The following is a 24,587-nucleotide window of genomic DNA, read 5'->3' as shown; positions in this document are numbered from 1 at the left end:
TGGGTACGCGCATGCGTCTGCTGGTGATCGAGGACAATCGGCAACTGGTCGCCAACCTGTTCGACTACTTCGAGTCGCGCGGGCATGTGCTGGACGTAGCGCCGGACGGCATCACCGGGCTGCACCTGGCCACCACGCAGGTCTACGACGCGCTGATCCTGGACTGGATGCTGCCGCGCATGGAGGGCCCTGAGGTGCTGCGTCGCCTGCGCGCCGAACACGCCTCGGAAGTGCCGGTGATCATGCTGACGGCCCGCGATGAACTGCCCGACAAGATCGCCGGCTTCCGCGCCGGCGCCGATGACTACCTGACCAAGCCCTTCGCATTGCCCGAGCTGGAAGTCCGGCTGGACGCGCTGCTGTTGCGCGCGCAGGGGCGCAACCCACACAAACGCCTGCAGGTGGCCGACCTGGTGCTGGACCTGGCCACGCTGGAAGCCCAGCGTGCAGGCCAGGTGCTGCACCTGTATCCGGCCTGCCGCAAACTGCTGGAGGTCCTGATGCGTGCCAGTCCCGCCGCCGTGACGCGGCAGCAGCTGGAGTTCGCGCTGTGGGGCGATGAACCGCCGGATGGGGACCTGCTCAGATCCCATGTCTACGAACTGCGCCGCAGCGTGGACGGACCTTTCGCGCGCAAGCTGGTGCACACCCTGCCGCGCGTAGGCTATCGCTTGGCCGTGCAGGAAGGAGAGGCCACCGATGGCCGCTAGGCCCGCCCCCCTGTATCGGCGCGTGCTGGGCTGGCTGCTGACCTACCTTGCGCTGATTTCGCTGGCGGTGTTCGGCGTGGGCAACAACGTGCATGAACATGCCGAACACGCGGCGTGGCGCGCGCTGCTGAACTCCGAGATGGACAGCATCATCCTGCACAGCAAAGATGATCCGGACTACCGCTGGCAGGATTCGGACACGCTCAGCCTGTTCCGTCTGGACCAGCCGGGCACCCCGGCAGCGCTGCGCGGACTGCACCCCGGGCTGCATGACGGCATTCCGATCGGCGAGCGCAAGGCAGCAGTGATGGTGCGGCAGACCGACACCATGGGCCGGCTGGCACTGGCCCTGGACATCTCCGACTTCGAAGCGCTGGAGCAGTTCGCCACGCGCTGGGTGCTGCTGGCCGGGCTGGTGATGGTGATCGTCACGGTGATCATGGCGCGCCTGGGCATGCAGCGGGTGGTACGCCCGTTGAGCCAGCTGGCCGGCGATATCGCCGCGCTGAAGCCGGGGGCGCCGGGGCAGCGCATCGTCGTGGATCCGCGTGGAAGCGCCGAGCTGCATACCATTGCCAATTCCCTCAACGATTACCTGGCGCGCAACGAGCAGTTCGTCGAGCGCGAACGGGTGTTCATCAGCACCGCCAGCCATGAGCTGCGTACGCCGGTGGCGGTGATCACCGGGGCGGCCGAGCTGGCGCTGGAACAGCCTGGCCTGGCCGAGCGCGCGCGCCAGCAGGTGCTGCGCGTGCAACGCACCGCCGGCGACATGGAGGCACTGATCGAACTGCTGCTGGTGCTGGCGCGCGATCCGGCGCGGCTCGCCGCGCGTGCCGAGCGCATCGCGCTGGACCAGCTGTTGCCACAGATCATCGACGACCATCGCCACCTGCTGGGCGACAAAGACCTCACCGTCGGCCTGCGGGCTGCGCCGGTCGACCTGGTGGCGCCGCTTGCGGTAGTGCAGGCGGCGATCGGCAACCTGTTGCGCAACGCCATCGAAAACAGCGGGCGGGGGAACATCCAGCTGGAACTCTCATCCGGCGGCGTGCTGACCCTGCGCGATCCCGGGCACGGCATGAGCCCGGAGGAGATCGCCGCGATCCACGCGAGGATGGCGCGCGGGTTGCGCAACGAACACGGCGGCATCGGCCTGGAGCTGGTCGCACGCCTGTGCGAACACCTGGGCTGGACGCTGCGGTTCGAACCGGTGAAGCCGCGCGGCACCCTGGCCACGCTGGATGTCGGTGCCTCGCGCCCGCAGTGAGGCGCTCGCGCAGTGGCGACCTCGCCCGGCCCCCGCGCCGCTACTCACGCTGCAGGGCCGATGGTAAGCTCAGCGGGTGCCGCCTCCTGCGGCATTTTTTTCGCCCGTCACTTTTCGATCGACAGAGGACCGCATGCCGACCGAACCTGCTACCGCCCTGATCTCCAGCGACATCGTCGGCCTGGGGCTCATCGCCGCCACCCTTGCGCTCATTTTCTGGGCAGCCAGTGGTCCCACGCCACTGCTGAAGAAAATCTTCGCGTGGGTGCCCGCCTTGTTGCTGTGCTATTTCATCCCGGCCATCTACAACACCGTCGGACTGATCGATGGCCATGGCACCGCGCTGTACAACCCGGTCGCGCGCGATGTACTGCTGCCGGCAGCGCTGGTGTTGCTGACCCTGTCCATCGACCTCAAGGGCATCGCCAAGCTGGGTCCGAAGCTGCTGCTGGTGTTCTGCGCAGGCACGGCCGGCATCATGCTGGGTGCGATCGTCTCCTTCCAGGTGATGAAGCTGATCCATCCGGAGACGGTGGCCGGTGATACCTGGGCGGGCATGGCCGCGCTGGCCGGCAGCTGGATCGGCGGCGGCGCCAACATGGTGGCGATGCGCGAGGTCTTCGGCACCGATGCCACCACCTTCGGCCAGTTCGCGGTGGTGGACGTGGCCTGCGCCAGCCTGTGGATGGCGATCCTGCTGTTCCTGGCCAACCGCTCGCAGCAGATCGATGCGCGCAACGGCGCCGACACCCGCGCCATCGATGAAATGAAAGCGCGCATCAGTGCCTACGAGGCGCAGAACGCGCGCATTCCCAGCCTGACCGACCTGATGGTGATCGTCGGCGTGGCGCTGGGCGGGGTGGGGCTGGCGCATGCCATCGCCACGCCGTTGGCGGGCTGGTTCAAGGCCAACGTGGCCTGGTCCAGCCAGTTCAGCCTGGACAGCCCGTTCGTGTGGGTGGTGCTGCTGTCCACGGCACTGGGGTTGGCCCTGAGCTTCACCCGCGCGCGCCGGCTTGAATCTGCCGGTGCCTCGCGCCTGGGCACGGTGTTCCTGTATTTCCTGATTGCCTGCATCGGCATGCAGATGGACCTGCTGTCGCTGCTGGATCGTCCGTGGTTGTTCCTGCTGGGCCTGATCTGGATGGCCACCCATGTGCTGGTGCTGTGGATCGTGGCCAAGTTGCTGCGCGCGCCGCTGTTCTTCTTCGGCGTCGGTTCGATGGGCAACATCGGTGCGGCGGCATCGGCACCGGTGGTCGCTGCCGCATTCCATCCTTCGCTGGCACCGGTGGGCGTGCTGCTGGGGACGGTGGGTTATGCCACCGGCACCGGCCTTGCGTACGTCACCGGCCTGATCCTGAAATGGATGGCCGGGGCATGAAAAAACGGCGGGGCCTAAGCCCCGCCGTTTTCGCCTGACTCAGCAGCAGCGTCCGCCGTTCCTGCCGCCATAACGCGCTTCCTGGCGCTCGCGGAAGAACGTCTTGTAGTCCATCGGCGTGCGGTCCGGATGGTTCTCCAGTACATGCCGGACGTAGTTGTCGTAGTCCGGGATGCCGCAGCACAGCCGCGCGGTCTGCACCAGGCGTCGCCAGATGCGGCGATGGGCCTGGTGCTGGCCGACCGGTACCAGTTCGGTACTCATCACAGGTCCGCCATCTGGTGCGGCAGCAGCTTCACGTACTCGGTTTCCTTGTCCGTGCGCTGCGGCGTGCGGCGTGCGGCCGCGATGGTCTTCAGCGAATAGAACAGGATCGAGAACACCACCAGCAGGAACAGCACGGTCAGGCTCGTATTGACGTAGGCGTTGACCACGATCTGCTGCATCTGCCCAACGGTCTTGGCCGGGGCGGTGAGGGTACCGCTGGCGATGGCGTCCTGATACTTGTGGGCCTGGGCCAGGAAACCCTGCGCCGGGTTGCTGTCGAAGATCTTGATCAGCCCGGCGTAGGTGGTGCAGATCAGCAGCCACACCGCAGGCACGGCGGTGACCCAGGCGTAGCGGTCCCGCTTCATCTTGAACAGCACCACGGTGCCCAGCATCAGCGCGATACCGGCGAGCATCTGGTTGGAGATGCCGAACAGCGGCCACAGGGTCTGGATGCCGCCAAACGGATCGACCACGCCGGAATACAGCAGGTATCCCCAGAGCGCGACGCAGCCGGCGGTGGCCAGGATGTTGGCGGTCCACGATTCGGTCTTCTTCAGCGCCGGGATGAAGTTGCCCAGCAGGTCCTGCAGCATGAAGCGGCCGGCACGGGTGCCGGCATCGACGGCGGTGAGGATGAACAGCGCCTCGAACAGGATGGCGAAGTGGTACCAGAACGCCATCATCGCATCGCCGGCACTGGGGATCGCTTCGTGCAGGATCATCGCGATGCCCACGGCCAGGGTCGGCGCGCCACCTGCGCGATGCAGGATGGTCGGCTCGCCGATGGCCACCGCGGTGGCTTCCAGCTGCTCCGGGGTGATGGTGAAGCCCCAGTTGGTGGTGATGTAGTGCGCCGCCGACACCGCATCGGCACCGATCACCGAGGCCGGGCTGTTCATGGCGAAGTAGATGCCGGGCTCGATGATCGAGGCGGCGACCAGTGCCATCACCGCGACGAAGGATTCCATCAGCATGCCGCCGTAGCCGATGTAGCGCGCGTGCGCTTCATTGGCCAGCAGCTTGGGCGTGGTGCCCGAGGCGATCAACGCATGGAAGCCGGACACCGCACCGCAGGCGATGGTGATGAACAGGAACGGGAACATCCCGCCCTTCCACACCGGGCCGTCGCCGCTGGCGGCGAACTGGGTCAGCGCGGGCATCTTCAGTTCGGGCATGACGATCAGGATGCCGACCGCCAGCGCGATGATGGTGCCGATCTTGAGGAAGGTGGACAGGTAGTCACGCGGCGCCAGCAGCAGCCACACCGGCAGCACCGAAGCGATGAAACCGTAGCCGATCAGCATCCAGGTGATCTGCTTGGCGGTGAAGGTGAAGGCCGGGCCCCAGACCGGATCGGCCGCGACGATGCCGCCGAACCAGATCGAGCCGAGCAGCAGGATCAGGCCGACCACCGATATCTCGCCGATCTTGCCGGGACGGATGTAGCGCATGTACACGCCCATGAAGATCGCGATGGGCATCGTGGCGATCACCGTGAACATGCCCCACGGGCTCTCCGCCAGCGCCTTGACCACCACCATCGCCAGTACGGCCAGGATGATGATCATGATCAGGAACGCACCGAACAGCGCGATGGTGCCGGGAACAGGCCCCATTTCCTCGCGCACCAGGTCACCCAGCGAACGGCCGTTGCGGCGGCTGGACAGCACCAGCACCATGAAATCCTGCACCGCACCGGCCAGCACCACGCCGACCACCAGCCACAGCAGGCCGGGCAGGTAGCCCATCTGCGCGGCCAGCACCGGGCCGACCAGTGGACCGGCGCCGGCGATGGCAGCGAAATGGTGGCCGAACAGGACGTGTTTGTTGGTCGGGACGTAGTCCAGGCCATCGTTGTTGAGCACCGCCGGCGTGGCCCGGGTGGGGTCCAGCTGCAGCACCTTGCTGGCCACGAACAGGCCGTAGAAGCGGTAGGCAATCAGGTAGATGGAGACCGCGGCAACCACGATCCACAAGGCGTTGATCGGTTCACCGCGGCGCAGTGCCACGGTGCCCAGACAGAATGCGCCGAGCAGTGCGAGCAGTGCCCAGCCCAGCTTTGAGAAGCCTTTCATGAGGTGAACTCTCCCTTAAGAACATCACAAGGGTCCGCCTTGCCCAGTGCCGGGTCAATGCAGACAGGGTGTTTCCCAGCTAGTACTTTGGTCGTAACGCGGTCACGGCGGCTCCCCGGCCGTGGCGGGCACCGCTGGAACAATGGGTTGCGGTGCGAGGGCTTGGCGCTGCCGCCGACAGCCGCCATCTTGCGGATAGACACTTTGCTGGAGTTTCCATGAGCACCCAGATCGCGGCCCGCGTGCTGCGCACCATCGAAGGCGCGCCCACGTCCGACGGCGCCGGCGTCCGCCTGACCCGCGTGATAGGCGGTTCGGCCCTGCCGGACCTGGATCCCTTCCTGCTGCTGGATGAATTCGGCACCGACAAGGCCGAAGACTATCTGGCCGGCTTCCCCAGCCATCCGCACCGCGGCTTCGAAACGGTTACCTACATGCTCGACGGGCGCATGCGGCATAAGGACAACCACGGCAACGAAGGCCTGCTCACCCCGGGCAGCGTGCAGTGGATGACCGCTGGCCGTGGGCTGGTGCATTCAGAGATGCCCGAGCAGGAAAGTGGCCGCATGCGCGGCTTCCAGCTTTGGGTGAACCTGCCGGCGCGCGACAAGATGACCGCGCCGAAGTACCAGGAGTTCGCCCCGGACCGCATCCCGCAGGTCACCCCGGCGGGCGGCGTCAGCGTCAAGATCATCGCCGGTGAGGTCGACGGCACCGCCGGGCCGATCATCCAGCCGGCCACCGATCCGGTGTATCTGGACATCACCCTGGACGCCGGCGCGGCGTGGGACTACGTGCTGCCCGATGGCCACAACGTGTTCGCCTATGTGTTCGAAGGCGAGCTGCAGATCGGCGTGGCAGATGAGGCGCGGCCGGTGGCGGCGCAGCAGATGGCGGTGCTGGGCGGTGGCAATGCGTTGCACCTCGCCGCTGGCAGCAGTGGTGCGCGGCTGATCCTGGTCGCCGGTCGCCCGCTGCGTGAGCCGGTGATGCGGCACGGCCCGTTCGTCATGAATACCCGGCAGGAGCTGATGCAGGCCTTCGTGGACTTCCAGGAGGGCCGTTTCTGAGGCCGCCGTGGCGTTGGGCCGGTCGTCCACCGGCCCCGCCAACACGGGGCGCATGATCAGCGACCGGCGGCCACGGCTGCCGGATTGAGGTTCATGCTGCGGATCATCTGCTGCAGGCCGGCGCGCTCTTCGCTGTCGCCGGGATACAGCGCCAGCTGCGCATAGCGGTTCTTGTCGATCTTCACCACGCTGACGCGGCGGTCGGCGAAGCCCGGGGGTTCCTGGCCGCCGAGGTCGGGCAGGTACCAGTAGAGTTCTTCGCCGGCGAAGCTGTCCTTTTCCTGGCGCAACGCGCGCGGGAAGCGCAGGTCCGGATCGTTTCCGGTCAGCATCAGGCTCATGACTTCACGGCCATCGCGGGTGCTGGCGCGGCACACCAGGAAATCGCCGGTGGCCTGCTCCTGCCATTGCAGGTTGCTGGCGGCCGGCAGCGACGGACACTTGGGTGCGCTTTGCGCTTGGGCGGTAACGGCGATGGCGCACAGGCACAGCAATATGGCAGCAGAGACGGTTTTCATGCAGTTCCCCCAGAGGCGTTCAAGTCGACGGCACCGCCAGTGGCGGGCCGGCGTGGTCGCCGTTGCGACCTGGCATCCATCCCCGGATGCCGCGTCGGCCCGCCAGCCCAGCTGGCGGGTATGCCTTGACCTTAACGGAACGTGAGCAACTTCACAAATCGCGGTTTCATCGGTAACCAAATTCCGGCGCTGTGCATGGCAGGCGAAGCCTTGGCGCCTCAGTCGCGAGCACTGCCCAGCCACTTGTAGATCATGCCGCCGATCAACCCACCCAACAGTGGCGCTACCCAGAACAACCACAGCTGCGAAACGGCCCCGCTGCCGACGAACAGTGCCACCGCCGTGGAGCGGGCCGGGTTCACCGACGTATTGGTGACCGGGATGCTGATCAGGTGGATCAGGGTCAGGGCCAGGCCGATTGCCAGCGGGGCGAATCCTGCGGGCGCGCGGCCATGGGTGGCGCCCATGATGACCACCAGGAACGCGGCGGTGAGCACCACCTCGCAGAGGAAGGCGGCGGCCGCGCTGTAGCCGCCGGGCGAGAGTGCGCCATAGCCGTTGCTGGCGAAAGCACCTGCCTGTCCGGGCATGATGCTGAAAGCCGGGCTGCCCTTGGCGATCTGCAGCAGGATGAAGCCGGCCAGCAGGCCGCCCAGCACCTGGGCGATGACATATGGGCCCAGATCCCTGCCGGCGAAGCGGCCGCCGGCCCACAGGCCGATGCTCACGGCCGGATTGAAGTGTGCGCCTGAGACGTGGCCGAACGCGTACGCCCCGGTCAGCACGGTCAGCCCGAAGGCCAGCGCGACGCCGAGAAAGCCGATGCCGAGTGGATTTCCATCGCCGCCGAAGTTCGCGGCCAGGACTGCGCTGCCGCAGCCCCCCAGGACCAACCAGAACGTGCCGAGGAACTCGGCAGCAAGACGCTTGCCCATGCTCATCGCAGCAGCCTCCATTGGGGTCCCGGCGGTGCCGGGACGCCGCCATTTACGTGTCAGGGCGGTGAAGGCGATGTCAATGCGCGATGAAGGATCACCTGGCCGGCAGCGGGATGAACTCCTGTGCGTCGCCGGGGATGGTGCCGAAGCGGCCGTTTTCCCAATCGTGCTTGGCCTGCTCGATGCGCTCCTGGGAGCTGGAGACGAAGTTCCACCACAGATGGCGCGGTGCATCCAGCGGCTCGCCGCCCATCAGCATCGCCTTGACCGGCGTCTTCGCGCGAAGTCGGCCGCGGGCGCCTTCGGCCGGGATGATCAGGTGCTGGGCGGGAACATCCACGCCGTCCAGCTGGGCCTGTCCTTCCAGGATGTACAGCGAGCGTTCGCGGTGGCCGGTGTCGATGTCGATCTCCGCATCCGGGTCCAGGTCGATGGCCACGTTGAGCGTATCGGCGAACACCTTGACCGGGGATTCTTCGCCGTAGGCGCGGCCGGCGATCACCCGCAGCCAGGCGCCATTGCGGCGTTGCTGGGGCAGGGTGGCGGCACTGTGGTGGTGGAAGGCCGGTTCAACTTCCTCGTACTGCTTGGGCAGCGCGATCCAGGTCTGCATGCCGTGCAGCGGATGGCCGTGTTCGCGTTCTGGCGGCGGCGTGCGTTCGGAATGCGAGATGCCACGGCCGGCGGTCATCCAGTTGACATCGCCGGGGCGGATCACCTGGTCCGAACCGAGGCTGTCGCGGTGGCCGATGGCGCCGGCCCACAGGAAGGTCACCGTGGCCAGGCCGATATGCGGATGCGGACGCACGTCGATGCCGGTGCCGGCATCGAGCAGGGCCGGGCCCATCTGGTCGACGAACACGAACGGGCCGACGCTGCGCGCCTGCAGCGATGGCACGGCGCGGCGGACTTCCAGCCCGCCGATGTCGTGCACTCGGGGGGCGATGATGGTGGTCATGCGGGCGATCTCGCTGGCGGGGACAGGGGCGCAGGATCGCACGGGCTGCGGGGCAGGGGATGCCCCGAATGGGCAACAGGCTGTTGCGCGGTGCGCACGGGTGGGACCCCTCGCGGGTGGCTGTTGCGAAAAGCGGACTCCGTGTCTGGAGCCGGGCGGTGGGGCTGGGCGGGGGACGGCAAAAACCGCATCCATGCGGGCCTCGTTTCGCGCCATCCATGGCGCTCAACGCCCCTGTCAGGTCCCGGTGGCCGCCACCCGCGTAAGAAAAAAAAGCGGTAGCGCCGACCCATGGTCGGCGGAAACCGTCAGACCCCATTCCCCCGATCATCCGCCGACCATGGGTCGGCGCTACCGAAGCATCCAGGCTTCCAAGGTTCTGTCGCCGGGGCTGGCTGGGCGTTGACGCGGCAGAAGGCTTGTTTCAGCAGTGTGTCAAGCAGCAGCGGATAGGGCACGTCCGCTTCCCCCAGCATCCGCGGATACATGCTGTGCGAGGTAAAGCCTGGGATGGTATTCACCTCGTTGATCAACAGCTCGCCACTGGGCGTGAGGAAAAAATCGACACGCGCCATGCCTGCACAGCCCAACACACGGAACGCGGTTCGGGAAATATCCTGCACGCGCTGCGCGCACTCCTCATCGACCTCCGCACGGACATCCAGCCGGACCGCCTCCGGGTCTTTGTACTTCGCTTCATAGGTGTAAAAAGCATGTGCGTTGGACACCAAGGCGATCTCAGAAGGCCAGGTCGCCAGCAGATCATCGGAGCCGGTCTGGAGAACACCGCACTCAATCTCCCGGCCCACGATGCGCTCCTCGATGATGACCTTGTCATCCAGTTCAAAGGCCAGAGCCAATGCAGAGCGGAGACTGGCCTCGTCCGAAACTTGGCTGATACCGATCGAGGAGCCCAAGCGCGCGGGCTTGATGAAAAAGGTGTTGCCTCCCAGCGCATTGCGGACAGCGGCATGGTCGGGCGCGTTGACGCGCGTGGCGGTGATGAACCTGGCGATGGGCAGCCCTGCGTCGCGCAGCAGCGCCTTGGTCACCTGCTTGTCCATACAGACGGCCGAGGCCAAGATCCCGCTACCGACATACGGGACGTTTGCCGTTTCCAGCACTCCTTGGACGCTGCCGTCCTCGCCTCCGGTGCCGTGGAGTATCGGGAGGACTACATCAAATCGGATTGCTTTTGCCTGGCCGGTTGTTTGGTGGAGGGCTAGCGCCTCACCGCGTCCGCCGGGCAGCAACATGACCTGGTGGGCGGAAGGAAAGGTCGAAGCGTCGGGTGCCTGCCCCGGTTGGCCCAGCCACCATCGTCCTTTGCGATCTATCCCAATGGGGGTCACATCGTAGCGGGTGCCATCGATGGCACAGAAAACGCCCTTGGCTGAAAGCACGGAGACCTCGTGCTCCGGGGACGTCCCACCGTACAGAAGTGCAATGTGCTTCTTTTCCACGAGCTGGCACCATTTCAAGGTGAATGATCAAGAGATGGTAGGGCAGGTCTACGCTCCCAGCCCACCCTGGCCGCCACCCGCGCGATGAAAGAAGGAAAAGCGGTAGCGCCGACCCATGGTCGGCGGAAAAAATCATCAGACCCCATTTCCCCCACAATCCGCCGACCATGGGTCGGCGCTACCAGGGCAACCATGGCCACCCCGCGCCGCCAGCAAGCAGCCCTGCAGCCTTTGACGTTGATCTTGACGTTGCTTGAAGAGCAGTCGCCGGGCGCAGGCCGGCACACACACAACCTCAGCGCAGGGCATCCAGCAACCGATCGGCATCGCCATCATTGGCGGCCGCCGGCACCTGCAAGAGCCGCGCCAGCAGCGGATACACATCCACGTTGTCGAACGGCGCGATTACCTTGCCCTGCTTGAACGAGGGGCCGCGCGCGATGAACACCGCACGCATCGACGGCAGCGCATTGTCATAGCCGTGCGAGCCCCGATCCTGGTAGCTGCGGCGCGCGATGCTCTGGCGGCTGAGCGCATCCCAGCCCTCGTCCATCTGGCAGATGATCGACGGAATGCGCGGGTTGCTGCCGTAGTGCCAGCGTGCCGGCAGGTCGTGCTTCTTCCAGCACTGGTAGTGCGCGTGGCGGCCGAGCAGTGCACGTTCGGCGGCGGCCTGCTGCCCTTCCACCGGCTCGAAACCGATCGACTGGCCCGTGCTGATGTTGCGTGCCAGCCGCGGGTCCACCATGTCTTCGGTGGCGACCACCTGGCCCGGCGCCACCGCTGCCATGCCGTGGTCGGAGACCACCACCACGTTGGTGTCCGCGCTCAATCCATGCTGCTGCAGGCCATCCAGCAGGCGTCCCACCACGGCATCGGCCTGCTTGACCGCTGCGGTGTACTGCATCGAATCCGGACCATGCCGATGACCGGCCTTGTCGACGGTTTCCAGATACAGCGTGGCCAGCCGCGGTGCAGCGGCGTCGGTCTGCCGCAGCCACCCCAGTACGCTGTCGGCGCGGGCTTCCAGTGCGATGCTTTCATCGTAGCGGCGCCATTGGCTGGGCCGGATGCCCTTGATTTCCGCTTCGCTGCCCGGCCAGGACCAGGTCGCCGTGCGTACCCCGGCCTGCTCGGCGCTGACCCAGATCGGCTCGCCGCCCCACCACTCCACCCGCGTCACCGTCTCGGCCTCGCTCAGCTTGAAGCGGCCCAATTCGGCCACGTCCATGCTGTTGTGGATGATGCCGTGATGGTCCGGACGCAGGCCGGTGACCAGGGTGTAATGGTTGGGGAAGGTCAGAGAGGGATACGACGGGGTCATCCATTTCGCGCGTACCCCGCCGTCGATGATGCGCTGCAGGTTCGGCGTGATGCCGCGGTCCAGCGCATCGGCGCGCAGGCCATCGATGGATACCAGCAGCAGCTTGTGCGCGGGCTTTTCCTGCGCCACGGCCGGGGGCGTGGTGGGCACGGTGGAACGGGGCGGGGCGGTGGTACAGGCAGCCAGCGGCAGGACAGCGGCCAGCATCCAGGCAAAGGGGCGTCGAGTCATCACGCCATTCTAAGGCGAGGCGATGACGCACCCAAGACACCCCATGTCACTGGCGTACGAACAACGCGCCATCCCCCTGTTCCAGGCGCAGCAGCGCGGCCTTGGTTTCCAGCCCGCCGCCGAAGCCGGTCAGCGCGCCATTGCGGCCGATCACCCGATGACAGGGCAGCACGATCGGCAGCGGGTTGCGCCCGTTGGCGGCGCCCACTGCGCGGGTGGCAGTGGGCTGGCCAAGCAGGGTCGCCAGCTGCAGGTAGCTCCATGTCTGGCCGAATGGAATGTCGGCCAGCGCGTTCCAGACGCGCAGCTGGAACGGCGTGCCGCGGGGTGCCAGCGGCAGGTCGAAGTGGGTGCGCTCGCCGTGCAGGTAGGCCAGCAACTGCTCGCGTGCGTCGTGCACGGTGGCCGGGTTGTGTATCCAGTCCTCGCGCCCCTTGGCATCGTGGCGGTTCTGCGGGAACAGGATGTGGGCGATGCCGTGCGCATCACCGGCCACGGTCAGTTCGCCGATCGGACTATCGAAACGATCGTAGTGCAGGGTCATGACGGAACTCCGGTAAACGGGGTGGACAGATGCCACAGGTGCAGCACGGCATACGCCCGCCACGGACGCCATGGCTGCGAGCGCTGCTCGGCCTGGCGCTCGGTCAGGCGTTTTTCGGGTGTGCCGAGCATCTGCTGCAGCACCAGGTCGCCGGCCGGGAAGGCATCGGGCTGGCCGAGCGCGCGCAGCGCGATGTACTGCGCGGTCCACGCACCGATCCCGGGCAACGCCACGCAGCGCTGTACGAACTCCTGCAACTGCTGGCCGGCGTTGAAATCCAGCTCACCCGCATCGCAGGCGCGTGCCAGGGCGCGCAGGGTGGCCGCGCGCGTACGCGGCAGGCCGATCGATTCCAAGGGGGCGTCGGCAAGCTGTGCAGGCTGCGGGAACAGCCGGTCCAGCCCCTCCGGCATGCCCGGCAGCACCTGCCCGTACGCCTGCACCAGACGCCGTGCCAGCGTGGTCGCCGCGGCCACGCTGACCTGCTGCCCCAGCACCGCGCGCACCGCCACTTCGAAGCCTTCCCAGCCGCCCGGCACGCGCAGCCCCGGCCGCAGCGCGATGCCCTGCGCAAGCAGGGGGTCGCCCTGCAGGGTGGCGTGTACCTGGCGCAGGTCGGCATCCAGGTCGAACATATGCCGTACCCGCCGCACTACCTGCGGAATCTGCCGCGGGTCTACGCCGTCCAGCTGCAGCACCAGCTCGCTGCGGCGTGCGTCGGCATGCACCCGCAGCAGCGCGGGGCGCTCGGCCGGACCGATGACGCGTGCATAGCCGTCCTCTTCGATGCGCTCGATGCCGGGGATCATGCGCCGGCGCAGGAACTGCAGCATCAGCCCGAAATCAAGCGGAGGCCGGTAGCCCAATCGCAGGCGCAGGCCCTCGCCGGTCCGGGTTGCCACGCCGGGCAGCCGGCGGATGGCGCTGGGTGGCATGCCGCAGCCGGCCAGGAAGGCGTCGTTGAATCGGCGCAGGCTGTTGAAGCCTGCAGCGAGCGCGACATCGGTGACCGGCAGGCGGGTCTCGGTCAGCAGCTGCTTGGCCTGCAGCAGGCGCTGGGTGGTATGCAGCTGCAGCGGCGTCACGCCCAGCGCGGCCACGAACACGCGCTGCAGCTGGCGCGCGCCGACGCCGACCCGTCCGGCCAGCGCGGCCACGCTGGCGTCCTGCAGGAAGCCTGCGTGGATCAGATCGAGCGCGCGACGGACCGTCTCCTGTTCCAGTACCTGCTGGGCGGCGGGCGACAACTCCGGGCGGCAGCGCAGGCATGGCCGGTAGCCGGCGGCGGCGGCGGCCGCTGCGTTGGGGTAGTAGCGGACGTTGGACGGCTTCGGCGGCGGGGCCGGGCACACCGGCCGGCAATAGATGCCGGTGCTGCGCACGGCGGTGAAGAACGAGCCGTCAAAGCGCGCGTCGCGCGCCAGGCGGGCGCGTTCGCAGGTGGCAGTGTCAAGGGCGACGGTCGGGGACATGGCCACAGTCTAGGCCGCAGGGCAGGGCGGGGCTCGCCATTTTCGGACATGGATGCCAGTGGCGGGTGCCGATTCAGGAAGCGTTGTCGTCACACGCGGCGCAGGCTCTAGACTGGGGTCGTGTTTCTTTCCCGGTCCCAAGGTTCATGTCGCCCAGATGGTGCCTGCCCCTGCTATGCCTCGCCCTCGCTTCGTGCAGCAAGCTGGAGAACCCCGGCAACGTCACCGCCAATGAAGCGGCGACGCGCGCGCCCGGCGCCGATGGCGACCACATGGTATCGATCAACGTGGCCGACGCCCCACGCCCTGTCGCCCCGCCTGCCGAGCGTACCGATCGTGCATGGCCGACGGCATCACTGGAAAACGGCGAGGCCTGGATCAGCTGCAGCACCGACTACGCCAACGAGGGCGATGGCGAAGCGCTTCCCGGGCTGGACCGGACCGCGATCGAGCAGGCACTGCAGCCCTGCGTGGAGCGAGGCCTGTTGCGCGTCCGCTACAGCGGCAAGATCAACCCGGGGTTCGCCGAACTGAGCTGGCGCCTGGCCGTGGTGGCCGAACAACTCGGGATCCACAAGCGCATCCTGGACCTGGATTCCAGCGGCGGCCAGGTGGAGTCGGCGATCGTGGCCGGCGATGGCATCGGCGAATCGAACTGGACCATCTGGGTGCGCGAAGGGTCGATCTGCCACAGCGCCTGTGTGTTCGTGCTGGCGGCCGGTGACAATCGCCTGGTATCGGGCAAGGTCGGGATCCATCGCATGATGCGGATCAGTTCGAAGGCCACCTCGCGCGCCGAACTCAACCGCGAACTGCACGAGGTGTACGACAACGTAAAGGACTACCTGCAGCGCAACGGCGTGGCGGTGGGCGTGGCCGACCTGATGATGACCGTACCCAACCGCAGCCTGCGCCTGCTCAGTGCCGACGAACTGCGCCAGTACGGCCTGGACGGCACCAATGCGGTGCAGGACGATCTGGAGCGGATCAAGCAGATGCGGGCCTGCGGCGATGACTTCGTGCGCCGCAAGGATGCCTTCCTGGTGGCCTTCGACCAGCAGTGCAAACGCGAAGGCGCGGAACTGGATGCAGTCAACAGCTGTGGCCAGGCACTGAAGAAAGACTACGGTTTCCCCGATGAGGTGTGCCCCTCGGACAGCCCTTTGTCGGAGATCGATGTGGCGACCCTGCCCCCTGCGCCGGGAGCTTCCCCGGCTGCCGACGATGGCGCACAGGGAAGCCTGGGGATGGATGCTTCCACGGCCGCAGGACTACAGCCCGCAGACGCGCCACCGGAGTCGTGAAGCCGCATCCCGAAGCTGGCGTAGACTGCGGGCACTTCTCCTGAACAGGTAGTGTCCGATGAAGCGTTCGTTGATGGTGTTGTCCCTGCTGCTGCCGTTCACCGCAGGGGCGCAGCAGCCCCAGCCGGCCGCGCAGCCGGCGCCGCGACCTGCCGCTGCGCCTGCCACGCCGGCTGCCGCACCGGCCGCCGCACGGCCGGGCACGCCGACCCAGCAGCTCACCCCGGCCCAGCAGGCCCAGCTGGACAAGCAGAATGCCGAAATGAGTGCTGCCGCCCTGCAGGCCGTTCGCCTGGTCGATGGCGGACAGGCCGCACAGCTGTGGGATGGCGCCTCGTCAGTGGCACGCAAGGCGGTTGCCCGCGATGCGTTCGCCAAGCAGGTCGCCGCTGATCGCGCCCGACTGGGTGCGCTGGTCGGCAGGGGCCAGCCGAGCATCAGCCGGGTCCGCTTCAATGCCGGTGCGGCGGTGCCTGAAGGTCTGTACCTCAACGTGACCTACCCCACGCGGTTCGAGAAGAGCGCCCAGCCGGTACGCGAACTGGTCAGCTTCCGTCTGGATGAGGACCGCGTCTGGCGTCTCGCCGGCTACAGCGTCCGCGCGCCGGGGACCTGAGCGATGGCCATCGAACTGCAGATGCTGGCCTGGGCCGGTGTGCTCGGGCTGGCGCAGGTGATGCTGGCTGCTGCGGCGATCACCCGCGAGCGTGGCACGCAATGGAACGCCTCGGCCCGCGATGGCCAGGCGCCGCCGCCCGGGCTGCTGGCGGGGCGCCTGCAACGGGCGCAGGCCAACTTCCTGGAAACCTTCGCGGTGTTCGCCGCCGCCGCCATCGCGGTGGTGGTGGCGGGCAGGCAGGACAGCAGTACGGCGTTGGCGGTGCAGCTGTATTTCTGGGCGCGACTGGCCTATGTGCCGCTGTATGCGGCCGGCATCCCCTACGTGCGCAGCCTGGCATGGCTGGTGTCGCTGGCTGGCATTTTGATGCTGCTGTGGGCGCTGTTGTGAACCGTCACCGCAGCGCCTGATCCAGATCAAGGCCCCGCGCGTGCCCGCATCGCTATGCTGCTGCTGGACATGAAATCGCGGGGAAGCAGCATGCAGGTGACCGATGTGATGGTGGTGGGCGCAGGCCCGGCCGGACTCTGCTTCGCCCGCGCGCTGGCAGGCAGTGGACTGCAGGTCACGGTGGTGGAGCCGCAGCCGCGCCAGGCGCTGGCGGACGCAGCGTTTGACGGCCGCGAAATCGCCCTGACCCATGCCTCGCGCCGGGTCCTGCAGGACCTGCAGCTATGGCAACGGCTGCCTGCCGCGGACATCGCCGAACTGCGGGACGCGCGGGTGCTGGATGGGCGCTCGCCGTTCGCCCTGACCTTCGCCAGCGACCGACGCGGCGGCGACCCGCTGGGCTGGCTGGTGCCCAACCACCTCATCCGCCGCGCGGCGTGGGACGCCGTCCATGACCAGCCGGGCCTGGAGCTGCGTGACGGACGCAAGGTACAGGGCGTGCGTGCGGTCGACGGTGGCCAGCAGGTGCTGCTCGACGACGGCAGCACCGTGCAGGCACGACTGGTCGTGGCGGCTGACAGCCGGTTCTCTTCCACCCGGCGCATGCTGGGGATCGGTGCGCGCCTGCAGGACTTCGGCAAAACGATGCTGGTATGCCGGATGCAGGTCGAGCGCGACCACCACCACACGGCGTGGGAATGGTTCGGCTATGGCCGCACCATGGCCCTGCTGCCGCTCAACGACGGTCTGGCATCGGCGGTGGTCACCCTGCCGCCGCGGCAGGCCGAGGCGCTGCTGGCGATGGACGGTGTCGCGTTCGGTGAAGCGGTCAGCGGGTTCTTCGAACACCGGCTGGGCCACATGCACCCGGTCACCACGCCGCAGGCGTATCCGCTGGTGGGCGTGTATGCCGAACGCTTCATCGCCGCCGGTGCGGCGCTGATCGGTGATGCGGCCGTGGGCATGCATCCGGTGACCGCGCACGGGTTCAACCTGGGCCTGGCCAGCCAGCAGCGGCTTGCCCGGCTGGTCGTCGCGCAACAGGCGCGGGGGGCGGACATCGCCGATGCACGCATGCTCGCGCGCTACCAGCGCGAGCACCGGCTGGCTTCCCGCGCGCTGTACGAAGCCACCAACGCCATCGCCCGGGTCTACACCGATGATCGCGTGCCGGCGCGGCTGCTGCGCGCGGCCGGGCTGCGCATCGCGCAGGGCGTGCGCCCGTTCCGCCGGCTGATCGCCAATCGGCTTACCCAGCCGGTGGCCGGGTAGGAGCCGGCCACGGACCCGGCAGCGCCGGGATTACCCGGCTTCGGGTGGCAGCGCCAGCACGCGGATCACACTGTCATTGAATTCCACCTGCTGGCCCGCGCGGATCTTGCAGGCCTTGCGCAGCTCGACCGCCCCATCGACCAGCACCAGGCCCTCGCTGATGGCCATCTTGGCTTCGCCGCCACTGCTGACCAGGTCGGTCAGCTTGAGCAGCTGCTTCAGCTCGACGTACTCGCCGTCGAGGTCGAATTCAAGGATCTGCATGGGGTATTCCCGGAATGAATGGCGCCCATTGTGAGGCAGGCGCGGGCCCCACGCACCGGTCCGGGGGGCGGCCAGGGGGACAGCGATGACACGCCGTGCACGTCGTTCATGCAAGGTGCTGTAAGCTATGCACTCGAAAAAGCGCCGGGGCACGCGTCAGAAGGGCGCCCTAAGCGCAAAATACCCCCCTTTTTTCGCCTGCCACGTTCGTGGCAGTGCCTTCGGAGTTCCCCATGTCCCAAGATACCCAGGCGCCGCTGCAGTTCGCGCAGCTCGGCCTTTCCGAGCCCGTGATGCAGGCGGTTGCCGCCGTCGGTTACGAAACCCCCTCGCCGATCCAGGCCGCCACCATCCCGGCGATGCTGGAAGGCCGCGACGTGCTGGGCCAGGCCCAGACCGGCACCGGCAAGACCGCTGCGTTCGCCCTGCCGGTACTGTCCAACATCGACCTGCAGCAGAGCAAGCCGCAGGCCCTGGTGCTGGCGCCGACCCGCGAACTGGCGATCCAGGTCGCCGAGGCCTTCCAGACCTATTCGTCGAAGATCGCCGGCTTCCGCGTGCTGCCGGTGTATGGCGGCCAGCCGTATGCCACCCAGTTGTCCGCGCTGCGTCGTGGCGTGCACATCGTGGTGGGCACCCCCGGCCGCGTCATCGACCATCTGAACCGCGGCACGCTGGACCTGTCCGAGCTGAAGACGCTGGTGCTGGACGAAGCCGATGAAATGCTGCGCATGGGCTTCATCGACGACGTCGAAGCGGTGCTGAAGAAGCTGCCGGAGAAGCGTCAGGTGGCGTTGTTCTCGGCCACCATGCCGCCGGCCATCCGTCGCATCGCCCAGACCTACCTGAAGGATCCGGCTGAAGTCACCATCGTCAACAAGACGACCACCTCGGCGAACATCCGCCAGCGTTACTGGTGGGTGAGCGGCATGCACAAGCTGGATGCGCTGACCCGCATCCTGGAAGTCGAGCCGTTCGATGCGATGATCATCTTCGCCCGCACCAAGGCCGGCACCGAAGAGCTGGCCGGCAAGCTGCAGGCCCGCGGCCTGGCCGCCGCCGCCATCAACGGCGACATGCAGCAGGCCCAGCGTGAGCGCACCATCGCCATGCTGAAGGAAGGCAAGCTGGACATCCTCGTCGCCACCGACGTGGCCGCGCGTGGCCTGGACGTGGAACGCATCAGCCACGTGCTGAACTACGACATCCCGTACGACACCGAAAGCTATGTGCACCGCATCGGCCGTACCGGCCGTGCCGGCCGCAGCGGTGAGGCGATCCTGTTCGCCACCCCGCGCGAGAAGGGCATGCTGCGCCAGATCGAGCGCGCCACCCGCCAGCCGATCGAAGAGATGCAGCTGCCCAGCGTGGAAGCGGTCAACGACAACCGCGTCAACAAGTTCACCGCGCGCATCAGCGAAACGCTGGGCCAGGGCGGCCTGGACTTCTACCGGCAGCTGCTGGAGCGCTTCGAAGGCGAGAACAACGTGCCGGCGATCGACATCGCGGCCGCGCTGGCCAAGATGATGCAGGGTGACACCCCGTTCCTGCTGCAGCCGCCGGTGCGTGCGCCGCGCGAAGAGCGTGCCCCGCGCGAGCGGTTCGAGCGCACCGACCGTCCGGAGCGGAATGATCGCTTCGATCGCGGCGAGCGCCCGAAGTTCGACCGCGCCCCGCGCGCCGAAGGCGAAGGTTTCCAGGAGCGTCCGCGTCGTGAGATGCCGCCGCGCGGTGCACCGGAGCAGGGCATGGAAACCTTCCGCATCGAAGTGGGCCACCAGCATGGCGTGAAGCCGGCCAACATCGTCGGCGCCATCGCCAACGAAGCCGGCCTGGAAAGCCGCTTCATCGGTCGCATCGACATCCACGACGGTTTCTCGGTGCTCGACCTGCCGATCGACATGCCGCAGGACGTGCTGACCCACCTGAAGAAAGTCTGGGTGTCCGGCCAGCAGCTCAACATGCGCCGCGTGGAGCCGGGCGAGGACATCAGCCAGGCACCACGTGCGCCGTCCAAGCCGCGCTTCGACAAGGGCGGTCCGCGCCGCAGCGGTCCGGGTGGTCCGGGTGCGCCGGGTGGCGGTGATCGTCCGCCGCGTCGCGAAGGCTTCAAGCCGCGTGGTCCGCGCAACGCCTGATCCGCGCATGATCCGATGAATGCAACGCCAGCCTCCGGGCTGGCGTTTTTTTTGTCCCTGGACAGGCATCCGGCCAGCGGCGGGCGGTCTACCGGGGATGCAGACAGCGCCGATTCCAGCGTGCATGATGCGCAGGCAGCAAGCAGGATCTACCACGGATTCGGGGGGTTCCAGGTATGGTTGAGGCCGGTGCGGGGACGCGGCAGCGTGCAAGGGCACGCGGCCTGACACTGCGCTTTGCACTGCTCACCGGCATGGCGGTCGGCCTGGTGGGCATCTCCGCGCTCATCCAGGAACTGCAGGCTGCCTCTACCGCCTGGATCGTCGGCCAGAGCCACTGGTCGCGTGCCCAACAGCAGGCGGTCGCCTCGCTGCACCGCTATCTGGAAAGCGGCCACGCGGCGGATCTGCAGCAGGCACGCACGCAGCTCGACGTGCCGTTGGCTGATCTGCAGGCGCGTCAGGCGCTGGAGCGGCAGCCGCCGGATACCAACGCGGCCCGCGCGGCGTTCCTGCGCGGGGGAAATGCACGCGGCGATGTGAACCGGCTGATCCTGTCCTACCGGTATGGGCGCGACCTCGCCTATTTCCGCGAGGCCTCGCAGCTGTGGCGGGAAACCGATTCGCCGCTGCTGGAAATCGCCGCGATAAGCAACGAACTGGAGCAGCGGCTGTCCGGCGGGGCCATCCCGGCCCAGGACGCAGTGCGGTATGAGCGGCGGCTGCAGCAACTGGACCTGCAACTGCAGGACACGGCGCGCCGGTTCTCGCTGGCGCTGGTCAACATGTCCGCGCTGGTGCGCATGACCACCCTCGTCGTCGGCGCGCTGTCGGTGGTGGCGATCGCGATCGTGGCGGTGCTGCTGGCCCGGCGTGTACGCATCGATCTGATGGAACAGGAGACGCGCTTCCGTGCGGCGTTCTACCAGGCCAGCGTGGGCATGCTGAAAATCGACAGCGGCGGCGGCCTGATGGAGGTCAACCAGGCCTTGTCCGATCTGCTCCAGCGGCCCCGCGAGCAGCTGGTGCACATGCACCTGCGCCAGCTGCTGGCCGAAGGAGAGCTGGTACTGGACGGCGAAGGGGAGATCGACTGGCCCCGTCAGCTGGAGGCCGGCGAGCTGCGCTTCCTGCGCGCCGATGGCAGCCTGATGTGGGGGCGTTGGAGCGGCACCGCCGTCCACCGCGGCAAGCAGGGCACGTCGATCTTCGCCATTGTCGAAGATGTCACCCAGAACCACGTGTTGGCCCGGCAGGTGCAGCACCACGCCAGCCACGATGTGCTGACCGGCCTGATCAACCGCCGCGAGATCGAGCGGCAGCTTGAACTGGCGTTGCAGCAGGTGCGCCACGACAGCGGCGTGCATGCGCTGTGCCATCTCAACCTGGACCACTTCAAGCTGGTCAATGAAGCGGTCGGACACGCGGCAGGCGACCAGATGCTGCGTGCCTTCGCCGAACACCTCAAGGGGGCGGTGCGCGAAGGGGACTGGGTCGGCCGGCTGGGAGCAGACGAGTTCGCGGTGTTTCTCGCCGGCGCGAGCCAGGAGGAGGCACGGCGGGTACTGCAGCGGGTGATCCGCACGCTGGGCCAGGCCAGCATCCAGTTCGGCGACGACACGCTGAAGATCAGCTGCAGCGTGGGCGTGGTCGAAGTGCGCACGGATACGCCGGACGTGAACTGGTTGATGGGCGCGGCCGACAGCGCCTGCTACGCCGCCAAGCAGGGCGGGCGCAACCGGGTGCACTGCTTCAACGAAGACCGGCTGGCGCTGGACGAGCACCGCGGCGAGGCCGAGCGTCTGCGTCGGGTCAGCCACGCCATCGCCGACGGCCGGATGCTGCTGTACGCACAGCGCATAGCCACCGTCGGCGCCCCGGACTACCTGCATTACGAAGTGCTGGTGCGCATGCGCGATGAGCAGGGCGTGTTGCATGGTCCGGGCGAATTCATTGGCGCCGTTGAACGCTATGGCATGGGCATGTCGCTGGACCGCTGCGTGCTGTCCATGCTGTTCCGCCACCTGCAGGTCTGTCCGGCGCACGTGGCGCGGCTGGGCCTGTGCAACGTCAACGTCTCGGCGCAGTCGATCGCCGAGCCAGGTTTCCTCACCTTCGTCAACGACCTGCTGGAACGCAACCGCACGCTGGCCAAGCGGCTGTGCTTCGAGATCACCGAAACGGCGGTGATCAGCAACCTGGCTCAAGCGCGGGAATTCATCGATGCAGTGAAGGCGCGTGGCTGCCGCATCGCGCTGGATGACTTCGGCTCGGGGCTTTCCTCGTTTGCTTACCTGCGGCAGCTGTCAGCGGACCTGCTGAAGATCGATGGAACCTTCGTGCGCGACATGCAGACCGACCCGGTCAGCCGTGCCACCGTGCGCGCCATCGCCGCGCTGGGGCGCGAACTGCAGCTGGAGGTGATCGCCGAGTGGGTGGAAACCGAAGAGCAGGCGGCGCAGCTGGTGGAGATGGGCGTGCAGGGATTGCAGGGCTATGCGATCGAACGCCCGCAGCCGCTGGAGCGGATCACCCAGACCGCCCTGCACCCGGTGCGGCATGACACGCACGGGAAGTGGCTGGGTCGCGGTTGAAGCGCGTCGTCGCTCCCGCGCGCGGCGGCGGTCCGGCGTGAAATCGGCCGGGCTGCGATAATCTCCGGACACGGATGGCAAGCAGGCGGGTGTTGCGTGGGGAGCACGATGGTACGGTCGGGCCGCTGGAACAGGAGCGGATGGGGGCTGGCTGCGGTGCTGCTTTCCAGCCTGCTGTGGGTGTGCAATGCCGCCGCCGCGCCGCAGCCGGTGCGCGACTATCTGCTGCTGGGCGGGGCGACCGACGAGCCGACGCCACATCGCGCGTGCGAGGGCTACATGCTGCGCGGACAGCGCCAGCAGCTGGATATCCCCGCGCCGGAGGGGGGATGGTCCGGCCAGCCGCAGGCATTGGACGTGTTCAATGTGTTCGCCGGTGAGGTGTCCATCCGCCATGGCGACCGCGAGATCTGCGGCAACATGGGCGATGCGCGTACGCGTGACTCGCGGTTCCGCGCGGGCATCGGCATGGTGACCGTGCCGCGTGCCGGAAGCCGCGAACCGATCCATGTGTCCTGGGCGACCCCGCTGAAGGAGCGCTGGGGGCCCACGCTGCGGCTCGGCGCGCCGAGCCCGGTGCAGCAGCGTGATACCGCCCGGCTGCTGGTGCGTACCGCCTGCGTGGCGGTCGCGCTGGCGCTGGCGCTGTCGTCCCTGATGGGATTTTTTACCTCCCGTGACCGCATTTTCCTGATGTACATCGGTGCCTGCGCTGTGTTCGTGCTGTGGCAGGCGGTGCTGGGGGGACTGAGCGGGTATCCCGAGCCATGGTTCCCGATCGGGGTGGACAGTGCCTGGTGGCTGGTAGGCCTGACCGCCTGCGCACAGGCCGTGCTGCTACCCATGCTATGGCGACTCAATGCAGGTCATCGCGCCTGGCCGCGGTCGCGTGGCGTGGTGTCGGCCGTGAGTTGCGCCTTGTTCGCGGTGGCGCTGCTGGTGCCCTGGATGGACTGGACGTTGCTGGGCTGGACGTCGGATGTGCTGGAGGCGGCCCATTTTGCCGGCTGCGTGGCGGCCCTGCTGGCAGGGGTATGGGCGTGGTCGCGCAACGACCGCTGGGCCAGTATCGGGTTGGTCGCGCTGGCACCGTTCCTGCTGATGATCGTGGCCGACCTGGCGCGCGCCCAGTGGTTGCTGGCCCACCGTGTCGAAGCCCTGCAGCTGGCGGTGACCTGGCTGCTGATGATGGCCGCCTATGCGCTCAACCAGCGGCTGGGCAACCTGCGCGAACAACGTGATGAGATGCGCCAGCTGGCCGACACCGACGCATTGACCGGCCTGCCCAATCGCCGCGCCGGGCTGCGCGAGCTGGGCGTGCAGATCGAACGCGCACGTGCCGAGGGCGCACCGCTGGTGATCGGTTTCCTCGACATCGACCTGTTCAAGGAAATCAACGATCGCCACGGCCACGACACCGGCGATGCGGTGCTGCAGGCGGTCGCCGGGGCCCTGCGCGGCGCCCTGCGAGGCCGTGACGAGGTGTTCCGGATGGGCGGGGAGGAGTTCCTGCTGCTGTTGCCGGGCGCTCCGCGCGATGTCGCTGCGGCGCGGCTGCAGCAGGTGGGGCGCCGGATCACCGAGGCCGGGGTGGCGCTGCAGGTGGACGGCCTGGCATTGACCGCCAGCATCGGCCTGGCCCAGTGGCGGCCCGACCATGATGACCTGGCCGCACTGCTGCGCCGGGCCGACCATGCGATGTACGGCGCCAAGCGCGCGGGGCGTGACCGGGTGATGGATGGTGAGCAGCTGGACGCGGTGCGTCCGCTATGAACGGAT

21 protein-coding genes are annotated in these 24,587 nt (G+C 67.6%); 11 read left to right on the top strand and 10 right to left on the bottom strand.

Annotation, left to right across the window (positions count from 1 at the left end; all coding sequences use genetic code 11):
- The first annotated feature begins 11 nt into the window (after positions 1 to 11).
- The 3 genes from ACI2JH_RS04795 (at position 12) to ACI2JH_RS04785 (ending at position 3,364) form a co-directional block, all read left to right on the top strand.
- Entirely contained in the window at positions 12 to 710 is a 699-nt protein-coding gene (locus ACI2JH_RS04795) for a response regulator transcription factor (protein ID WP_404735621.1), read from the top strand.
- Positions 700 to 1,980: a sensor histidine kinase gene (locus tag ACI2JH_RS04790; protein ID WP_404735570.1), complete on the top strand. Its 1,281-nt coding sequence runs from the start codon at positions 700 to 702 to the stop codon at positions 1,978 to 1,980. Before ACI2JH_RS04795 ends, ACI2JH_RS04790 begins: the two co-directional genes overlap by 11 nt.
- Before the next feature lie 133 nt (positions 1,981 to 2,113).
- Positions 2,114 to 3,364 (top strand): DUF819 domain-containing protein, encoded by a 1,251-nt coding sequence (locus ACI2JH_RS04785; RefSeq protein ID WP_101099919.1) that lies wholly within the window; start codon positions 2,114 to 2,116, stop codon positions 3,362 to 3,364.
- Positions 3,365 to 3,403: 39 nt separating this feature from the next.
- Here ACI2JH_RS04785 and ACI2JH_RS04780 read toward each other — a convergent pair whose 3' ends face one another.
- Together ACI2JH_RS04780 and ACI2JH_RS04775 are read right to left on the bottom strand one after the other, a co-directional pair.
- Positions 3,404 to 3,628, bottom strand: a complete 225-nt coding sequence (locus tag ACI2JH_RS04780) for a YbdD/YjiX family protein (RefSeq protein WP_057509146.1) — start codon at positions 3,626 to 3,628, stop codon at positions 3,404 to 3,406.
- Complete coding sequence (locus ACI2JH_RS04775) at positions 3,628 to 5,709, bottom strand: carbon starvation CstA family protein (RefSeq protein ID WP_101099920.1); 2,082 nt, start codon at positions 5,707 to 5,709, stop codon at positions 3,628 to 3,630. Before ACI2JH_RS04775 ends, ACI2JH_RS04780 begins: the two co-directional genes overlap by 1 nt.
- A gap of 218 nt (positions 5,710 to 5,927) precedes the next feature.
- Here ACI2JH_RS04775 and ACI2JH_RS04770 point away from each other — a divergent pair, with 218 nt between their 5' ends.
- Positions 5,928 to 6,779, top strand: a complete 852-nt coding sequence (locus ACI2JH_RS04770) for a pirin family protein (protein ID WP_404735569.1) — start codon at positions 5,928 to 5,930, stop codon at positions 6,777 to 6,779.
- Between the two features lie 56 nt (positions 6,780 to 6,835).
- Here ACI2JH_RS04770 and ACI2JH_RS04765 read toward each other — a convergent pair whose 3' ends face one another.
- The 7 genes from ACI2JH_RS04765 to ACI2JH_RS04735 all read right to left on the bottom strand — a co-directional run bounded on the left by ACI2JH_RS04765 (position 6,836) and on the right by ACI2JH_RS04735 (position 14,227).
- Positions 6,836 to 7,297, bottom strand: coding sequence for a hypothetical protein (locus ACI2JH_RS04765; protein ID WP_349999684.1), 462 nt, complete (start codon positions 7,295 to 7,297; stop codon positions 6,836 to 6,838).
- A 218-nt stretch (positions 7,298 to 7,515) separates the two neighbouring features.
- Entirely contained in the window at positions 7,516 to 8,238 is a 723-nt protein-coding gene (gene aqpZ / locus ACI2JH_RS04760; RefSeq protein WP_319273887.1) for an aquaporin Z, read from the bottom strand.
- A gap of 91 nt (positions 8,239 to 8,329) precedes the next feature.
- Positions 8,330 to 9,193 carry a pirin family protein gene (locus ACI2JH_RS04755; RefSeq protein WP_101099924.1) on the bottom strand — a complete coding sequence of 288 codons (864 nt, stop codon included), beginning with the start codon at positions 9,191 to 9,193 and terminating at the stop codon, positions 8,330 to 8,332.
- 308 nt (positions 9,194 to 9,501) lie between these two features.
- Positions 9,502 to 10,656, bottom strand: a complete 1,155-nt coding sequence (locus tag ACI2JH_RS04750; RefSeq protein ID WP_404735568.1) for a D-alanine--D-alanine ligase family protein — start codon at positions 10,654 to 10,656, stop codon at positions 9,502 to 9,504.
- A gap of 295 nt (positions 10,657 to 10,951) precedes the next feature.
- Complete coding sequence (locus tag ACI2JH_RS04745; protein WP_404735567.1) at positions 10,952 to 12,211, bottom strand: ectonucleotide pyrophosphatase/phosphodiesterase; 1,260 nt, start codon at positions 12,209 to 12,211, stop codon at positions 10,952 to 10,954.
- Positions 12,212 to 12,257: 46 nt separating this feature from the next.
- On the bottom strand, positions 12,258 to 12,755 hold the full coding sequence (locus ACI2JH_RS04740; RefSeq protein ID WP_349999679.1) for a methylated-DNA--[protein]-cysteine S-methyltransferase: 498 nt from the start codon (positions 12,753 to 12,755) through the stop codon (positions 12,258 to 12,260).
- A complete protein-coding gene (locus ACI2JH_RS04735; protein ID WP_404735566.1) occupies positions 12,752 to 14,227 on the bottom strand; it encodes an AlkA N-terminal domain-containing protein in 1,476 nt (491 codons plus the stop codon). Before ACI2JH_RS04735 ends, ACI2JH_RS04740 begins: the two co-directional genes overlap by 4 nt.
- A 146-nt stretch (positions 14,228 to 14,373) precedes the next feature.
- Here ACI2JH_RS04735 and ACI2JH_RS04730 point away from each other — a divergent pair, with 146 nt between their 5' ends.
- The 4 genes from ACI2JH_RS04730 to ubiM all read left to right on the top strand — a co-directional run bounded on the left by ACI2JH_RS04730 (position 14,374) and on the right by ubiM (position 17,812).
- Positions 14,374 to 15,531, top strand: a complete 1,158-nt coding sequence (locus tag ACI2JH_RS04730; protein WP_404735565.1) for a hypothetical protein — start codon at positions 14,374 to 14,376, stop codon at positions 15,529 to 15,531.
- Between the two features lie 58 nt (positions 15,532 to 15,589).
- Positions 15,590 to 16,147 (top strand): DUF4019 domain-containing protein, encoded by a 558-nt coding sequence (locus tag ACI2JH_RS04725; RefSeq protein ID WP_101099928.1) that lies wholly within the window; start codon positions 15,590 to 15,592, stop codon positions 16,145 to 16,147.
- A gap of 3 nt (positions 16,148 to 16,150) precedes the next feature.
- On the top strand, positions 16,151 to 16,540 hold the full coding sequence (locus tag ACI2JH_RS04720; RefSeq protein ID WP_101099929.1) for an MAPEG family protein: 390 nt from the start codon (positions 16,151 to 16,153) through the stop codon (positions 16,538 to 16,540).
- 90 nt (positions 16,541 to 16,630) lie between these two features.
- Complete coding sequence (gene ubiM, locus ACI2JH_RS04715; RefSeq protein ID WP_404735564.1) at positions 16,631 to 17,812, top strand: 5-demethoxyubiquinol-8 5-hydroxylase UbiM; 1,182 nt, start codon at positions 16,631 to 16,633, stop codon at positions 17,810 to 17,812.
- Positions 17,813 to 17,842: 30 nt separating this feature from the next.
- Here ubiM and ACI2JH_RS04710 read toward each other — a convergent pair whose 3' ends face one another.
- Positions 17,843 to 18,076, bottom strand: coding sequence for an RNA-binding S4 domain-containing protein (locus ACI2JH_RS04710; protein WP_101099930.1), 234 nt, complete (start codon positions 18,074 to 18,076; stop codon positions 17,843 to 17,845).
- 233 nt (positions 18,077 to 18,309) lie between these two features.
- On the opposite strand from ACI2JH_RS04710, the gene ACI2JH_RS04705 reads away from it, so the two are divergent.
- The 3 genes from ACI2JH_RS04705 to ACI2JH_RS04695 all read left to right on the top strand — a co-directional run bounded on the left by ACI2JH_RS04705 (position 18,310) and on the right by ACI2JH_RS04695 (position 24,581).
- The gene (locus tag ACI2JH_RS04705; protein ID WP_404735563.1) at positions 18,310 to 20,214 is read left to right on the top strand and encodes a DEAD/DEAH box helicase; all 1,905 of its coding nucleotides are present in this window, start codon (positions 18,310 to 18,312) and stop codon (positions 20,212 to 20,214) included.
- Between the two features lie 176 nt (positions 20,215 to 20,390).
- Complete coding sequence (locus tag ACI2JH_RS04700; RefSeq protein ID WP_404735562.1) at positions 20,391 to 22,808, top strand: putative bifunctional diguanylate cyclase/phosphodiesterase; 2,418 nt, start codon at positions 20,391 to 20,393, stop codon at positions 22,806 to 22,808.
- A 108-nt stretch (positions 22,809 to 22,916) separates the two neighbouring features.
- Positions 22,917 to 24,581: a diguanylate cyclase gene (locus ACI2JH_RS04695; protein WP_101099932.1), complete on the top strand. Its 1,665-nt coding sequence runs from the start codon at positions 22,917 to 22,919 to the stop codon at positions 24,579 to 24,581.
- Positions 24,582 to 24,587: the final 6 nt, after the last annotated feature.

Origin of the sequence: Stenotrophomonas sp. NPDC078853 (assembly GCF_044901215.1) — a bacterium.
Lineage (GTDB): Bacteria > Pseudomonadota > Gammaproteobacteria > Xanthomonadales > Xanthomonadaceae > Stenotrophomonas > Stenotrophomonas lacuserhaii.
This window is presented reverse-complemented; position numbering and strand designations above follow the sequence as displayed.

Excerpts from the sequence above, each read along its gene's own strand:
- ACI2JH_RS04795 (WP_404735621.1), top strand. The coding sequence starts at position 12 with ATGCGTCTGCTGGTGATCGAGGACAATCGGCAACTGGTCGCCAACCTG.
- ACI2JH_RS04710 (WP_101099930.1), bottom strand. The coding sequence starts at position 18,076 with ATGCAGATCCTTGAATTCGACCTCGACGGCGAGTACGTCGAGCTGAAG.
- aqpZ (WP_319273887.1), bottom strand. The coding sequence starts at position 8,238 with ATGAGCATGGGCAAGCGTCTTGCTGCCGAGTTCCTCGGCACGTTCTGG.
- ACI2JH_RS04755 (WP_101099924.1), bottom strand. The coding sequence starts at position 9,193 with ATGACCACCATCATCGCCCCCCGAGTGCACGACATCGGCGGGCTGGAA.
- ACI2JH_RS04780 (WP_057509146.1), bottom strand. The coding sequence starts at position 3,628 with ATGAGTACCGAACTGGTACCGGTCGGCCAGCACCAGGCCCATCGCCGC.
- ACI2JH_RS04730 (WP_404735565.1), top strand. The coding sequence starts at position 14,374 with ATGTCGCCCAGATGGTGCCTGCCCCTGCTATGCCTCGCCCTCGCTTCG.
- ACI2JH_RS04725 (WP_101099928.1), top strand. The coding sequence starts at position 15,590 with ATGAAGCGTTCGTTGATGGTGTTGTCCCTGCTGCTGCCGTTCACCGCA.
- ACI2JH_RS04745 (WP_404735567.1), bottom strand. The coding sequence starts at position 12,211 with ATGACTCGACGCCCCTTTGCCTGGATGCTGGCCGCTGTCCTGCCGCTG.
- ACI2JH_RS04765 (WP_349999684.1), bottom strand. The coding sequence starts at position 7,297 with ATGAAAACCGTCTCTGCTGCCATATTGCTGTGCCTGTGCGCCATCGCC.
- ACI2JH_RS04775 (WP_101099920.1), bottom strand. The coding sequence starts at position 5,709 with ATGAAAGGCTTCTCAAAGCTGGGCTGGGCACTGCTCGCACTGCTCGGC.
- ACI2JH_RS04735 (WP_404735566.1), bottom strand. The coding sequence starts at position 14,227 with ATGTCCCCGACCGTCGCCCTTGACACTGCCACCTGCGAACGCGCCCGC.
- ACI2JH_RS04695 (WP_101099932.1), top strand. The coding sequence starts at position 22,917 with ATGGTACGGTCGGGCCGCTGGAACAGGAGCGGATGGGGGCTGGCTGCG.
- ubiM (WP_404735564.1), top strand. The coding sequence starts at position 16,631 with ATGCAGGTGACCGATGTGATGGTGGTGGGCGCAGGCCCGGCCGGACTC.
- ACI2JH_RS04705 (WP_404735563.1), top strand. The coding sequence starts at position 18,310 with ATGTCCCAAGATACCCAGGCGCCGCTGCAGTTCGCGCAGCTCGGCCTT.
- ACI2JH_RS04785 (WP_101099919.1), top strand. The coding sequence starts at position 2,114 with ATGCCGACCGAACCTGCTACCGCCCTGATCTCCAGCGACATCGTCGGC.
- ACI2JH_RS04790 (WP_404735570.1), top strand. The coding sequence starts at position 700 with ATGGCCGCTAGGCCCGCCCCCCTGTATCGGCGCGTGCTGGGCTGGCTG.
- ACI2JH_RS04720 (WP_101099929.1), top strand. The coding sequence starts at position 16,151 with ATGGCCATCGAACTGCAGATGCTGGCCTGGGCCGGTGTGCTCGGGCTG.
- ACI2JH_RS04700 (WP_404735562.1), top strand. The coding sequence starts at position 20,391 with ATGGTTGAGGCCGGTGCGGGGACGCGGCAGCGTGCAAGGGCACGCGGC.
- ACI2JH_RS04740 (WP_349999679.1), bottom strand. The coding sequence starts at position 12,755 with ATGACCCTGCACTACGATCGTTTCGATAGTCCGATCGGCGAACTGACC.
- ACI2JH_RS04770 (WP_404735569.1), top strand. The coding sequence starts at position 5,928 with ATGAGCACCCAGATCGCGGCCCGCGTGCTGCGCACCATCGAAGGCGCG.